This is a genomic window from Lysinibacillus sp. NPDC056232, assembly GCF_042267565.1.
Taxonomy (GTDB): Bacteria; Bacillota; Bacilli; order Bacillales_A; family Planococcaceae; genus Lysinibacillus.
Genome location: NZ_JBHJTF010000067.1, coordinates 1 through 13,825 on the forward strand (window position 1 = coordinate 1; position 13,825 = coordinate 13,825).

General features: G+C 35.5%; 12 protein-coding genes and 4 pseudogenes. 11 read left to right on the top strand and 5 right to left on the bottom strand.

The features are described 5' to 3' along the window. The first annotated feature begins 846 nt into the window (after positions 1-846). Both ACFCYJ_RS26420 and ACFCYJ_RS26425 read left to right on the top strand, forming a co-directional pair. Complete coding sequence (locus tag ACFCYJ_RS26420; RefSeq protein ID WP_376078835.1) at positions 847-1,857, top strand: hypothetical protein; 1,011 nt, start codon at positions 847-849, stop codon at positions 1,855-1,857. Between the two features lie 206 nt (positions 1,858-2,063). Then, positions 2,064-3,200, top strand: coding sequence for a SpoIIE family protein phosphatase (locus ACFCYJ_RS26425; RefSeq protein WP_376078836.1), 1,137 nt, complete (start codon positions 2,064-2,066; stop codon positions 3,198-3,200). Positions 3,201-3,270: 70 nt separating this feature from the next. On the opposite strand, the gene ACFCYJ_RS26430 is transcribed toward ACFCYJ_RS26425, so the two are convergent. The 3 genes from ACFCYJ_RS26430 to ACFCYJ_RS26440 form a co-directional block, all read right to left on the bottom strand. After that, positions 3,271-4,110 (bottom strand): CheR family methyltransferase, encoded by an 840-nt coding sequence (locus tag ACFCYJ_RS26430; protein ID WP_376078838.1) that lies wholly within the window; start codon positions 4,108-4,110, stop codon positions 3,271-3,273. Between the two features lies 1 nt (position 4,111). After that, positions 4,112-6,850 (bottom strand): ATP-binding protein, encoded by a 2,739-nt coding sequence (locus ACFCYJ_RS26435; protein WP_376078840.1) that lies wholly within the window; start codon positions 6,848-6,850, stop codon positions 4,112-4,114. A 145-nt stretch (positions 6,851-6,995) separates the two neighbouring features. Next, positions 6,996-7,214: a hypothetical protein gene (locus ACFCYJ_RS26440; protein WP_376078842.1), complete on the bottom strand. Its 219-nt coding sequence runs from the start codon at positions 7,212-7,214 to the stop codon at positions 6,996-6,998. Positions 7,215-7,322: 108 nt separating this feature from the next. Between ACFCYJ_RS26440 and ACFCYJ_RS26445 the strand changes: the two are divergent. From ACFCYJ_RS26445 to ACFCYJ_RS26460, 4 pseudogenes are all read left to right on the top strand, one after another. Next, positions 7,323-8,267, top strand: a pseudogene (locus ACFCYJ_RS26445) (M14 family metallopeptidase); the annotation flags it as partial. 587 nt (positions 8,268-8,854) lie between these two features. Next, positions 8,855-9,003, top strand: a pseudogene (locus ACFCYJ_RS26450) (MerR family transcriptional regulator); the annotation flags it as partial. Positions 9,004-9,013: 10 nt separating this feature from the next. Further along, a pseudogene (locus ACFCYJ_RS26455) lies at positions 9,014-9,385 on the top strand (RNA-guided endonuclease InsQ/TnpB family protein); the annotation flags it as partial. Positions 9,386-9,592: 207 nt separating this feature from the next. Next, a pseudogene (locus ACFCYJ_RS26460) lies at positions 9,593-9,838 on the top strand (peptidase M14); the annotation flags it as partial. Between the two features lie 184 nt (positions 9,839-10,022). Here ACFCYJ_RS26460 and ACFCYJ_RS26465 read toward each other — a convergent pair. Beyond that, positions 10,023-10,178, bottom strand: a complete 156-nt coding sequence (locus tag ACFCYJ_RS26465; RefSeq protein ID WP_376078844.1) for a hypothetical protein — start codon at positions 10,176-10,178, stop codon at positions 10,023-10,025. Positions 10,179-10,349: 171 nt separating this feature from the next. On the opposite strand from ACFCYJ_RS26465, the gene ACFCYJ_RS26470 reads away from it, so the two are divergent. From ACFCYJ_RS26470 to ACFCYJ_RS26485, 4 genes are read left to right on the top strand one after another with little or no spacing between them, the layout of a single operon-like run. After that, positions 10,350-10,679, top strand: a complete 330-nt coding sequence (locus tag ACFCYJ_RS26470; RefSeq protein WP_053482886.1) for a PadR family transcriptional regulator — start codon at positions 10,350-10,352, stop codon at positions 10,677-10,679. After that, complete coding sequence (locus ACFCYJ_RS26475; RefSeq protein ID WP_376078846.1) at positions 10,676-11,083, top strand: permease prefix domain 1-containing protein; 408 nt, start codon at positions 10,676-10,678, stop codon at positions 11,081-11,083. The genes ACFCYJ_RS26470 and ACFCYJ_RS26475 overlap by 4 nt, the downstream gene beginning before the upstream one ends. A gap of 3 nt (positions 11,084-11,086) precedes the next feature. Further along, the gene (locus ACFCYJ_RS26480) at positions 11,087-11,746 is read left to right on the top strand and encodes a hypothetical protein (RefSeq protein ID WP_376078848.1); all 660 of its coding nucleotides are present in this window, start codon (positions 11,087-11,089) and stop codon (positions 11,744-11,746) included. 41 nt (positions 11,747-11,787) lie between these two features. Continuing rightward, complete coding sequence (locus tag ACFCYJ_RS26485) at positions 11,788-12,828, top strand: alpha/beta fold hydrolase (protein WP_376078850.1); 1,041 nt, start codon at positions 11,788-11,790, stop codon at positions 12,826-12,828. A gap of 100 nt (positions 12,829-12,928) precedes the next feature. Here ACFCYJ_RS26485 and ACFCYJ_RS26490 read toward each other — a convergent pair whose 3' ends face one another. Beyond that, positions 12,929-13,126, bottom strand: coding sequence for a hypothetical protein (locus ACFCYJ_RS26490; RefSeq protein ID WP_376078852.1), 198 nt, complete (start codon positions 13,124-13,126; stop codon positions 12,929-12,931). A 213-nt stretch (positions 13,127-13,339) separates the two neighbouring features. Between ACFCYJ_RS26490 and ACFCYJ_RS26495 the strand changes: the two genes are divergently transcribed. Beyond that, positions 13,340-13,753, top strand: a complete 414-nt coding sequence (locus ACFCYJ_RS26495) for a MarR family winged helix-turn-helix transcriptional regulator (RefSeq protein ID WP_376078854.1) — start codon at positions 13,340-13,342, stop codon at positions 13,751-13,753. The last annotated feature ends 72 nt before the right edge of the window (positions 13,754-13,825 follow it).

A 13,825-nucleotide genomic window follows, 5' to 3' on the forward strand; every position in this document is an offset into this window, starting at 1 on the left:
GGAACGACCTGTACGCTCTGCCCTCTTTATGAAAAAAGAACAATAGCTTTCTACTGTGGAATTGCTTTATTACAGTAAGCAAAACACTTGAATCTTAGAAAAATGAGCTATTTATTCGTTGGCAATCTTTTCTTTTTCATGAAGGAAATCAACTACAAATTAGTTCGACTCCTGTCATTGGAATGAAGTTTCATTTCAAAATCACGGAGTCACATTGCCACCAACTAGTTTGTAATCTTCCCGTAGCCCATAATACTGAAAATGATGCATCATTGTTTTGATTGTGTATAAGAGGTCCTTTAACTACTCTCTTGTTGGCTGTAAACTACCCTTCTGATGTATAAAATCTTCTCCCTTCAATAATTTTTCAACGATTCTCATATACATCCCCATCCTACACTAAATTTATTATTAAGCATGCTTTTTTTACATTAATTTCAGTCCTTGATAATAACATATATTACCACGTGTAAATAATACTGTCTGCTGACTGCATTAAAACCTGAAGTAATTAAGGTGAGCCCTCCTTATTAGATGGATACAGAAAGGAATTATAGGGTGGTACATAAGTGCTTGTTGTTTTAAGTCAACTACATAAACAGTTTAATAGCTAGATCCTTATTCAGTATCTCGAACTGGCAGTAACAATGAACTGCGCACAATATTCTCATGGCCCTGTCGATTAGGGCATCAGGCAGTGATTACAAGCAGCTAGGCTACAAACAAAGGCAAAGCTCGGATCTATGATGTGTTGAGCACATACGGATTGTTTTTTTATGAACAACTCAAAATGGGATGGCGTTATGGACTTTGGACAGCATGAATTATTGAAGGGAGACGGAAAGAATGAATCTGATTGATGCATATATTCATGAAGTAACTAAAAGGATCCACAAAGAAAAACGTGATGAAATCAGTCTAGAGTTAAAATCTACTATTGAAAATATGTTACCTGAAGATTATTCAGAATCAGATATAAAGGAAGTGCTTAAAACGCTAGGAAATCCTGTAGAAGTTGCAGCAAGCTATCAAAACACACCACGATTATTAATCGGTCCAAAAGTGTTTGACACTTATATAAGGACCATAAAATTAGTTGTTCCTTGGGCGATTATTATTACAGTTATTGTACAGATGATAGAAAGTATTGTGCTTTATAGTGAAGAAGGTGGTGCTCTTCTGTCTGCTATTATTAAAACTATTTCTATAACTATCGCTCATATTATTTCAGTAATCATCTACGTACTATTCTGGATTACAGTTACTTTCATTGTCATAGAACGATCTGAAGGAAATAATATTCGAATACCCCTTATAAAAAACCATCCAGAATGGACACCTGATGATTTAGCTAAAGTTAAAATAATTCCTAAGGAAAAAACGATTTCACTTAATGATAATATTTTTAGTTTCTTAGGTATTGCTATCTTCTCCTTTGTCTATTTCAATGCTCATCACCTTATAGGAATCTATACCTCACACAATAAAGGTGGCTTTAAATTTGTTATGCCTATATTCAAGCAGGATGTCTTACTCTCCTTTGCACCGATTATTTTATTTTGTATCGTTTTAAGTGTAGCTTTAACATTATGGAAATTGAAGGCTGGCCAATGGACAATGTTAATTGCCGTAGCTAATGCTCTTCTTCAATGTACAGGAATCATTGTTTTTATTCTCATGGCTATTCACCCTGATCTCATACACAGTCCCGCTATACCTTATATCGCTGCGATTACGGAAACGACCTCTGCTAAGATTTTGATTGCTATAGATCGAATATTATTCGTAAGCATCGCTATCGCCATCATAGCAAATGCATTTGATATTTATAGTGGCTTTAAAAAGGCTAAAATTTGAAAAGAAAATACGTTTTGGGGCTGACTCTTTTTTGTTGGCCCTATACTTATTCATCTATTTTACTACCTACTAAAAAACGTATAAAAACTCCCCCATCGCTCAAAATACCGTTATTCTCTAATGTTTTGTATAATAAAGTTGAGAGTTTTATTAAATACATTCATAAATAATCTGCACTAATTCAGACAAAATAAGGGGAAATAATTATGACCATTCTTCTTGTAGATGACAATCAAGTCAATCTATTTGTAATTGAAAAAATATTAAAAAATGCAGGTTATGATAACTGTGTTTCTCTAACATCTGCCTATGAGCTTTTTGATTATTTACAGTTAGATGTACCAAATTCAACAGGAAATTCAGTAGATTTAATTTTATTAGATATTATGATGCCTGAAATAGACGGTATTGAGGCCTGTAAGCGTATTAAACAAAATGAACGATTAAAAAATATCCAAATTATCTTTGTCACAGCTCTAGAAGATAAAAACACGCTCGCCGAAGCACTTGATATCGGTGGAGTTGATTATATTACAAAACCGATTAATAAAACCGAGCTTCTTGCTAGAATTCGAGTTGCTTTACGATTGAAAGCTGAATTAGATTGGCATACTCAGCAAGAAAAGAAAATACAATACGAATTAGATTTAGCCACACACGTACAAAGAAGCCTTTTGAGCGCCCCTTTAAATGAGGCTACTATTCAAATAGAGGTCTCTTATCTTCCTTCTTCTAATTTAGCAGGGGATATGTATTATTGGCATAAAATAAATGATCATCGATATGCTATCATTTTGCTTGATATGATGGGACATGGTATCCCTGCAGCGCTTGTTTGTATGTTTATCTCCTCTGTCCTAAGAGAAGCTGTTAAACAATTAGAAGATCCTGAATTAGTTATAAAAGAGTTAAACCGTTATATGACACTTTTACGAAACGGAAAAGAGGACAATCTTTTTTATTTCACAGCTATTTATTTAGTGATAGATACAGAACAAAAAACCATTGAATATGTGAACGCTGGTCATCCTTCTGGCTATGCTCTAGTTGACGAAAAGACGCTCGTACATTTAAATCAAGGAAGCTGTGCAGTCGGCTTTTTCGATGAGATCAACGTACAAAAGCAATGCATTCAATACAATGAGGAAGTACAAATTATTTTATATACGGATGGTGTGTTAGAGGCAATGGGACCATGTGAAATGGAATCCGAGAAGCATTTACAAACACTAATATCTACGAAATGGGATCATTCTCGACGTCTGATTGACCATTTACTGCCTATGGAGAAACAAGGGAATCAACCAGATGATATGTGTGTATTAATGATACAGGCACGGTAAACTACATAAAAAGTGGCTGTTGCCTAAGTCTTTACTGTGGAGAAACTTGGACAACAGCCTATTTTTTATCTTACTTTATCTTCTGATATATTTTTTCATTGCCTACGATTTCTTTATATTTTGAAATAATATCTTCAAATCGGAGTGTCTCTTTATCTCCTAAGCATAAAAACCCATTATCACTTAGACTTTCGGAAAACAAATGATGCACCTGGTTTTGTAACTCAGGTGAAAAATAAATTAAAACATTTCGGCACATAATGACATGAAATTCATTAAACGATTGATCTGTTACTAAATTATGCTGTGCAAATATAATGTTTTTTAACAGTGACGGATGGAAATAAGCATTTTGATAATCTGTTTTATAGTATTCAGAAAAAGCATGGATGCCGCCTGCAAGCATATAGTTTTTCGTATATGCCTGCATTTTGTTAATCGGAAATACTCCTTTTTTTGCCTCTTCCAATACTTGTTCGTTCATATCCGTAGCGTAAATAACGGCTTGATCCATTAACCCTTCTTCCTGTAGCAAAATAGCCATGGAGTATACTTCCTCACCCGTGGCACATCCTGCATGCCATATCCGAATTTCAGGGTAATCTCTTAGATGCGGTACAACCTCTTGGCGAAAAGCCTTAAAAAAACTAGGGTTACGGAACATTTCAGTCACATTTATAGAAAAATCATTCAATAGTTGCTCTAAAAAATCATTTTCGTGTATTACTTTTTCAAGTACACGAGAAATGGTTGGAATATTACTCATCCTCATCCTACTATAAACCCTTCGTAATATAGAAGAACGATTATATTGTCGAAAATCAAATCCCGATAAACGATAAATAGCCTCAAGTAACAAATCAATTTCTAAATCTGTATGTTTTTTTTGCTGCAAAGGAAATCGGTCCATTTTATAAACTCCCTTTAGAAACTAGCCATACTCTTAAAACGGATATTAATTGATCTAAATTTAATGGCTTACTTATATAATCTGAGGCACCAGCCTCTAATGTTTTATCTCGGTCATTTTTCATGGCCTTCGCTGTTAAAGCGATAATCGGTAAATCCGTAATCTTCATTTGTTTGCGTATAATCGACATCGTTTCATAGCCATCCAAATTCGGCATCATAATATCCATCAGAATAAGATCAATTTCATCATTAGCTTGCATAATATCTAAACACTCTATCCCATCTTTGGCAACTAAGATATTCATACCTCGTTTTTCGAGTGCGTTTTTTAATGCATATATATTACGGTAATCATCGTCTACAATTAAAATATTTTTCCCTTGAAAAACTTCTACCTCTTGTTGAGAGAAGTCCTGAGTTTCCGATAGTACTTCCATTAGCTCTTCTAATTCATTAGTAGCCCCTACTTCATGAATAGCAAGTTCAAGACGTTTTTGCTCTTCGATGCCATTTGGCAAGCTTGGGATTGTTAGTGTGAATGTACTACCTTGCCCTTCACTACTTTGTAAAGAAATCCAGCCGCCAAGTAATCCCACAAGCTCTTTACAAATGGACAAGCCAAGACCTGTTCCACCGTATTTACGTACTGTTGCCCCATCAGCCTGTTGGAATGATTCAAAAATAAGCTGATGCTTGTCCTTCGGAATCCCTATTCCTGTATCGGAAACTATGATCTCTAACCAGTCAGCACTAACATCCTGCATATTATTTGTTAACTGTTCTTCACTAAGCTGTTTAATGTCAAGATGAACTGAGCCTTGTGTTGTAAATTTAAAGGCATTTGATAATAAATTTTTCAATATTTGCTGGAATCTTTGTTCGTCAGTATAGAAAATATCGACTACATTTTCGTCTTTCGAAATATAGAATTGTAGATTTTTTTTCGTTGCTACAGGCGCAAAAGTTTGCTCGATTTGTACAGGAACCTCACTCATATTCATTTCATCAAAACTAATATCCAGCTTACCTGCCTCAACTTTTGATAAATCTAAAATATCATTAATTAATGCCAGTAGATCTTCCCCTGAAGAATGGATAACCTTTGCAAATTCAGCTTCCTCTTCTGATAAAGTATTTTGGCTATTTTCAGCTAACATTTCAGATAAAATTAATATGCTATTCAGTGGCGTTCGTAGTTCATGTGACATATTGGCTAAAAACTCAGATTTATAATTTGAATTTAGTAACAACTGTTCCGCACTTTCCTCTAATTCTTTTTTAGCTTGTTCTAATTCTCTCGACTTTAACTCTGCCTCTTTTGTTCTTTCTTCCAATTGGTCATTAATCATTGTCAGTTCCTCTGTTTGCATCTGCAATTCTTCTGATTGTGTCTGAAGCTCTTCAGATTGTGCCTGTAATTCCTCTGTCATAGCTCTTGACTCGTTCAATAAACGGACAATTTCCATACGCCCTAGGACACTGTTGATCGTTAATCCAAAGGTTTCGATAACTTGCTTCACTAATTCCTGCTGCAGCTCATTAAAGCTAGTTATTGTAGCTAATTCAACGACAGCGATTACGTCATTTTCAAATATAATAGGGACGATAAAAATACCTTTTGGCGGTACTTTCCCTAAACCAGTGCCTATTAAACGGAAATCTTCTGGAATATCATTATAAATTAAAACCTTTTTTTCTAAAGCACATTGTCCAATCAAGCCTTGTCCCAGTTTAAAGCTCTCAATTCCAACGTTATCCGTTGCGTCCGCAAAAGCAGCTTTTTTTACAAACTGTATATGATTATCAGTAGTTTCACGAACATAAAATGCGCCAAGGGAAGACTGCGTTTTTTGCGCTATTTCTGAAAGGAAGGTTTCAGCTAATTTGGTTATGGCAGAAATACCTTGATATTTTGTGACAATTTCTGCGATATTCAACTGTAGCCATTCTCTTCTCTCAAGCGCATCCAACAACTCATTTGTAGCGACTGCAAGAGCATTGATTTCATCATTTGTGCTAACATGAATTCGTCCTTTTTGATTGCTCTTGGAAGCAGTGATTTCTTGGATTGTTCGTGTAACCTCTGTTAACGTTTTTACGATTGAACGAGAAATACCACTTGCAATGATAATCGCAACAACTGAGATAAATACAAGTATGCCAAGCAGTGTAAGTGCTACTATACTATTTTTTTTGTCCAACTCGTTTACTTTGGCTTGCATCGTTGCAATTATCTCTGAACGAAGTGATTCAAACTGATCTCGTACTGTTTCTATGTCTCTAGCACCTGTACCTACCTTATAGAGTTCCCCTAATGCCCCCACATTTTTTTCTTTTTTAAGTTTAATGGAAGGTTCACCAAATGTTGTAACCCAATGCTCTATCGTTGCCTTTATCTCATTTAACTTCTGTTTTGTTGGTTTATTTTTTACAATCTGATAAAGTTCATTAAAATCAGATTCCCATTTTTCATCAGATTCATTATAAGACTCTAAATAGCTTGATTCACCTGAAATAACAAAACTCCTCTGGCTCGATTCCATATCTAAAATGTGTTTTTCAATGCGATTGGTTAAAGCATGTATATTTGAATCATTCTTGATAATATAATTTCTTTCTTTTTGTAGAGAGGAAATTTGATTATTTAAGATAATCACTGATGCAAGTAAACAAAGTATGATAACAATATAGCCTAACGTAATTTTAGTTCGTATACTTATCTTTAATCTATTTAACATTTATTTTCCTACCTTTACCTCACATAAACTCTATTATCTAGTATCATTGTACATCAAAAAGTAACAAAGTTTCTTCCTCTTAGGCTAAGAGAGTAATCTCTTTGCGAGGAATGCTTAACAAAGTTCACATTAAAAGGGTTTATCATCAAAAGTTATGGATGACTTTTGTTAAAACGTCTACTATGTAAATAAGTTGATTGGAGCGGAATTTGGGCGACTCCTTTGGGATTAGCGATAGAGGAACAAAGGCTAAAACCATCACAACCTGTGATAACGCCTTCGTGACCAACATCGTGTTTGGCCCGAGACCCTGCAGCGAAGCGTCAGCGACAAAGCGTCCAGTCGGAACGGAAATCAACCACACATTTTTATGATGAGCCAGTAAAAATTAATAAGTCCCATATTCTTTTCATATATATTTTATATTGGCCAATTTTGCCGAGACATAATTGATAGTAAGGAGAGAACAATTGTGGACATTTTCGTAAGACCAGGGGATTCTCTTTGGCATTTTAGTGAAGTGTTTAAAATACCTCTTCAACTAATTATAGATTCGAACCGAAATATTAAACTTCCATTTTTAAGGGTTGGACAACGCATTCGGATTCCGGGATTCGTGACAGTCAATTATCAACTAAAACAAGGAGATACTTTTTGGCAAATAGCGCAAAGCAGAAATCTCCCATTAGTAGCTATCTTTCTTGTCAATCCTGATTTAAATCCAAATCAATTACAAATTGACCAGACAATTCGCATTCCCCAACGAATCACACGGAGGCTCATCAATGGTAAACAAAATTATACTTACACGACCATGATGAACGATATCAAAAAACTACTCGATGCTTATCCGTTTCTACAAAGTTCTACAATTGGACATTCTGTTTTACAGCATGAAATCCCAGAGCTACTAATTGGGAACGGGGCTAAGCGTGTCCATTATAACGGCTCCTTTCATGCAAATGAATGGATTACAACTCCGATTATTTTAACTTTTATAAACGACTACTTACTCTCTCTCACCAATCAAAATACAATTCGCGGTTTATCCCTACTCCCACTTTACCAGCAAACAATCCTTTCTATCGTTCCGATGGTCAATCCCGATGGTGTTGATTTAGTATTACAAGGGCCACCTAATGAAGAAACATTAAGGAATCAGCTTATTACTTGGAATAACGGCAGCACCGATTTCTCTGGTTGGAAGGCAAATATACATGGTGTCGATTTGAACGATCAGTTTCCTGCAAAATGGGAGCTCGAAAACGCACGAAATCCAAAAACACCTGGCCCAAGAGATTTTGGAGGCCAACAACCTTTGTCCGAGCCTGAGGCCATTGCTATGGCTGATTTAACAAAGAAGCGCGATTTTGCCAGAGTTCTGGCGTTTCATACACAAGGTAGAGTGATTTATTGGGTAACTAAACTGTTACAACAAATTTAGACAAAACTATACAAACCTGTATAGAAGCATAGATTTATAACAGAATACCCTTCGTATCAAGCGATTGGTGCGAACTCCACGTTAATTGCTTTTAACTCCTAAAGCCTTGTGACCAAAGCGGAGCTGGAAACGGCAGACGTAACGGTGCGAAAGCAGAAAAAACAACAAGGATGGCATAAGCTGAAAAAAATCACTCAGTGTCCATAAAGGATCATCGTGACAACGGAAAACGGTGGCGCTAAGTGCTTTGACAATGGATGTTTAGCAGCGAAAGTCCTAAATCTCTTATGAGACAAGGAAGACGTTCAACGACTATCTCCTTGAGGGAGAGTAAAACCGCAAGCGAATGGCGGAAGAAAAATGTGGCTCTTATTAGAAGATAAGATGAAGATATAGTCTGCGCTTATGTGAAAGCATAAGAGGTCTACTCGTGAGAGAAAGACTGCATGAAGGGTTGCGCCTTCGTGTGAACAAGAAAAATATATACAAATATAAAAATGTTAACAACCTCTCTAAATAGGGTAATGTGTTTTTATCATAGTGAAAGAGAGGTGGTACGCATGGAATTAATGTCCATTGGGAAATTTGCTAAACGTGTTGGTGTAAATGTTGTAATTTTAAGAAGAATGGAGTAAAGGGCGAGTTTATGCATGCCCATGTATCTTCTGGCGGTACGAGATATTACTCTGTTGAACAATTAAAACAGTTCTGCAACGCACCATAAGCGACTTAACGACATTCGAACAAATCATTTACATCAGTGTTCTAATGAGATTGTGAAAACCAAGCCATCTCGTATTGTAAAGGAACATTTACATGTAAAAGGTATGATGAAAAATAAACATCTGGCGAAGGCGGTAGCCGGGCAAAAGTTATATGAATTCAAGCGGCAAATTCAATACAAATGTCAAAAATACAGAATTAAATTTATTGAAGCCGACAGATGGTTTCCATCATCAAAAACTTGTTCTTGTTGTGGACAAATCAACTCCAATATGAAACTGAAAGACAGATTATATATCTGCTCTTGCGGATTAAAGTTGGATAGAGATTTGAACGCAAGCATTAACTTAGCAAATTACTCAATCTAAGGAATGTAACTGACACTAAACCTTAGATGTGTACGCAACGATACTGCGGAATTTAAGCCTTTGGAGAGTCATACTAAATGGTAGTAGCTTTTTGCGAAACCAGACTCAGAGAAGAAGGAAGACACAAATACGAAAATCGGAAGATATAAGTTGTGTCACAGTAGAGATGTCTACATTTTTTAAGAAATGTATATGTTTTTCGTATCGGGTTTTGAAAATCTCGAACCACCAGAGTCAGAAATCCTGGTTAATGAGTTTAGCCGGGTTAGTGGCTACGAGCCTATCAATTCAGCAGGCAGTTATGCGGGCTATAAAGATTGGTTTATCCAGGATTGGCGTAGACCTGGATTCACTGTTGAGTTAGGTAGTGGTACAAATCCACTTCCACTTAGCCAATTCGAGGACATATACGAAGAGACATTAGGTATATTCCTTGCAGCATTGTATATGTAAGTGAAATCGATAATCTAAGAATAGTTCCCCTTGAGGATTTTTCATCTTAATTCAATTCTAAATAAATATCCCCAATCCCCTTTTACCTCTAAAGTGAATGGGGATTTTTTACCCTCTGATTGATTGCTTCTTGATAGTTCATCACCAAAAGTTGTGGATGACTTTTGTTAAAACGTCTACTATGTCAATAAGTTGATTGGAGTGGAGGCTGGGCGACTCCTTGGGGATTAGCGATAGAGGAACGAAGGCTAAAACCATCACGTCCTGTGATAACGCCTTCGTGACCAACATCGTATTGGCCCGAGACCCTGGAGCGAGCATCGCGAGTGAAGCGGCTCATCGGACGCCCCCAGGAAAGCGCCCAGCCGGAACGGAAATCAACCACACGTTTTGATGATGATCCTTCTTAGCAGAAATATGGACGTATTTGGAAAAATTACTTTGACAGGTAGAGTAATGTTTGCTAATATTACTCTGACAGATAGAGCAATAAAAAATAAGTAGGTGACTTATGGTTCGAAGTGACATCATCCGCGGACACTTAGATTCCATTATTTTAAGGCTAATTTTAGAGAAAGATCGTTATGGCTATGAAATTTCTCAGGAAATAAGTATCCGCACAAATAATCGTTTTCAAATTAAAGAAGCAACTTTGTACGCAGTTTTTCAACGTCTTGAGAAAAAGGAAATTATTGAAGCCTATTATGGTGATGTTTCACACGGAGGCAAAAGAAAGTATTACCGTATTACCCCGTTAGGCAAAGCTTATTTAAATGAGCTAGTAAAAGAGTGGTCGGAAGTAAAAGAAATTATCGACTTATTTATGGAGGGCTTAGAATGAAAAAAATAAAAAATCATATTGATGAGCTTTTTAAAGACATTCCTCGTAATAAAGAAACAGAGATGGTTAAACAAGAAATCATTCAAAATCTTGAAGAAAAAGTATTTTATTTAATGGATCAAGGGAAAGAACAAGAGGATGCCATCAACAAAGCCATCGTAGAGTTTGGAGATATTGAGGATTTAAAAAAGGAATTAGGCGTAAAGGAGCCTAAAAAGAAAAACATGGCTAAATTAAATTTAGAATTCTCTATATGGGGTAGTGGCTTAATAATTGCATTTTTTATTTTTATTAATCTTTACTATACACCACATACAATTTGGGCAATCTATCCGATCTTCGCAATATTATGGTGGCCTTTATCTATGTACTTCGTTTGGTCACGTAAGAAATGGAGGGAATAAAACATGAAGAACTTAATTAGCTTTTCAATTGTTGGCAGTTTGATGACAATGATTTTTTTAGGAATCGTCAATTATACGACATCACCCCAGGAAATTTGGTTTATTTACCCGTGCTTACTAGTTTTACTATGGCCCATTACTTTATTTTTCATGTCTAAAAGAATGTATAAACAATATTCTCTTGTTTGTAGTGCCATGATTATTGCTTTTCTTATCATTGAAAATTATTTATACTCACCTGATTATATATGGTTCATATATGCGGTTTATCCAATCATCTGGTGGCCAATTCTTATGTATTTAGAAGAAAAAGCAAAAACATTAAAAATTGCACTGATAGGCTGTGCAAGTACCATCATTTATTACTCCTTTTTAAATATCACTTTATCCCATCCATACCCTTGGGCGATCTATCCAGCATTTTTAGTAATTTGGTGGCCCTTAGCTTTATACCACGCACAAAGAAAAACGTTTGTAGCATTTTCTGTTACCGCTACAGTTCTTATCAGCATCTTTTTTATTACAGTAAATATTGTCTCTTCACCAGGAGTAATATGGGCGTTTTATCCAATCTTCGTAGTCCTATGGTGGCCCCTTAGCATGTACTTTTATGTTTATAAAAGAAAAATGTACAATTCAACAGCTCTTTCTAAAAAAATCTAAAAATTTAGATAATATTCCGCGTGTTCGCAGGGGGGAATTAGATGAAAAAGATAATGAAATTTATAAAATATACTGTAATCATTACAATCGTATTACTCATAACAGCGCTTTTATTCCCTACATGGACTTCCCATATTAAAGGTAATAACAGTGTAAGTGCATTAGAGCAAGTAAAGATAAATGGAAGTAATCATGAAGTTATGATACGTGGCAAAGATAAGGATAATCCCGTTATTATTTTTGTCCATGGAGGGCCTGGATGTTCAGAAATACCGTATGCCAGTAAGTATCAAAACTTATTGGAAAACAATTTTACGGTCGTGAATTACGACCAAAGAGCAAGCGGAAAATCATATCATTTTTTTGAGGATTATTCTAATCTTTCATCAGACTTACTCGTAGATGACTTATTGGCCTTGACGGAGTATATATCAGATCGTCTTGGCAAAGAAAAAGTAATATTAATTGGCCATTCTTATGGTACGTATATTGCAACTCAAGCTGCCTCTAAAGCTCCTGAAAAATATACAGCATATGTTGGAATTGGACAGATAAGTGATATAGTAGGAAGCGAAATTGACGGTTTGAACTACGTTATTCAGCAAGCAGAAAAAGCTGGCAATACAGATGATGTTCAATATTTACAAGAGTTAACTGAACAAATTAAAAATGGTGAGCTGATTACTCCACGGAATTATGTTGCAAAATATGGTGGATCTTCGAGACTTATTGATAACCCTGATGGGAATATCATAAATACTATGTTATTCAGTCGTGAGTATAACTTATTAGATGTGATTCGTTACAACTATGGGCTATCCTATTCTCAAAAAACTCTACTTGAGGAATTAACGAAAAACCAAAACCCATTACCTACTAAAGTAAAAAAGCTTGAATTACCATTCTATTTTGTTATGGGTAAATATGATTATAACACTTCATCTAATGCAGCAAAAAAATACTTTGATATGATTGAAGCCGATAAAAAAGAATTTATTGCCTTTGAACAATCAGCTCATTATCCACAATTTGAAGAGAAGGAAAAATTTTATGAATGGATGCGCGATACTTTTATAAAATAAATGCAATTGTAATAATTTCATAATCTTGAATCCAGTCACATTATTAATGGGGATATTCTTACAATTTGTTTTTTTCAAGAAATTAATCTGCCCTATTTATTTAATAAGAGCGTGTTTTAATCAATTTTTCATATGCCCTGGATATAAGTTGATTGGAGTGGAGACTGGGCGACTCCTTGGGGATTAGCGATATAGAGGAACGAAGGCTAAAAGCATCACGTCCTGTGATAACGCCTTCGTGACCAACATCCTGTTGGCCCGAGACCCTGGAGCGAGCCTTGCGAGTGAAGCGGCTCATCGGACGCCCCCAGGAAAGCGCCCAGTCGGAACGGAAATCAACTAGACGTTATGGTGATGAGCCACTCATCTGGTTAATATCATTAATATAATCAACCTTTATTACAACAGCAATTGAAGTTATCGATATAGTCAATAGCAACGTTTGCTGTAGCCCACATTATTTATTTACTATATAATTTAGTTATTAAATATTTTAATGGGCAGTGATACTATGTCAAAAAATGAGCAATTGCACAATGTGGAAATCATTATGAAAGAGATGCTTGAAATACAGCATACATCGAAAATGTTTATAAATCTTTTATCTGAGGGAGAATCATTATCTCAAAACCAACTAATCCTCCTACTTCAGCTAAAGATTAATGGTGGTATGAAAGCAACAGAAATTGCTGAGTCCTTTAGTGTAACACCTGGAGCCGTTACATCAATGTGCGATAAACTAGAAAAGTTGGAATTAGTAGAGCGGATTAGAGAGAAAGAAGATCGTCGTGTTGTAAAAATGATTTTAACAAATAGCGGTGAATTGAAGGTTCAAGATTTATTTTTAAAGTTTCCACAAGAAAAACTGATAGACATGGCAAAAATATTGCGTGAGGTTAATCAGTTAATGAAAAAAATTTTTTAGGATTTCATAAAATTGAAATCCTTTTTTTATTGCCCAGAAAATACATAAAAGCTCATGGCAAATTTTTTGTTC

Coding starts and splice junctions, on each gene's coding strand:
- ACFCYJ_RS26420 (WP_376078835.1), top strand. CDS start 847: ATGAATCTGATTGATGCATATATTCATGAAGTAACTAAAAGGATCCAC.
- ACFCYJ_RS26425 (WP_376078836.1), top strand. CDS start 2,064: ATGACCATTCTTCTTGTAGATGACAATCAAGTCAATCTATTTGTAATT.
- ACFCYJ_RS26430 (WP_376078838.1), bottom strand. CDS start 4,110: ATGGACCGATTTCCTTTGCAGCAAAAAAAACATACAGATTTAGAAATT.
- ACFCYJ_RS26435 (WP_376078840.1), bottom strand. CDS start 6,850: ATGTTAAATAGATTAAAGATAAGTATACGAACTAAAATTACGTTAGGC.
- ACFCYJ_RS26465 (WP_376078844.1), bottom strand. CDS start 10,178: ATGAGCCGCTTCACTCGCGATGCTCGCTCCAGGGTCTCGGGCCAATAC.
- ACFCYJ_RS26470 (WP_053482886.1), top strand. CDS start 10,350: ATGGTTCGAAGTGACATCATCCGCGGACACTTAGATTCCATTATTTTA.
- ACFCYJ_RS26475 (WP_376078846.1), top strand. CDS start 10,676: ATGAAAAAAATAAAAAATCATATTGATGAGCTTTTTAAAGACATTCCT.
- ACFCYJ_RS26480 (WP_376078848.1), top strand. CDS start 11,087: ATGAAGAACTTAATTAGCTTTTCAATTGTTGGCAGTTTGATGACAATG.
- ACFCYJ_RS26485 (WP_376078850.1), top strand. CDS start 11,788: ATGAAAAAGATAATGAAATTTATAAAATATACTGTAATCATTACAATC.
- ACFCYJ_RS26490 (WP_376078852.1), bottom strand. CDS start 13,126: ATGAGCCGCTTCACTCGCAAGGCTCGCTCCAGGGTCTCGGGCCAACAG.
- ACFCYJ_RS26495 (WP_376078854.1), top strand. CDS start 13,340: ATGTCAAAAAATGAGCAATTGCACAATGTGGAAATCATTATGAAAGAG.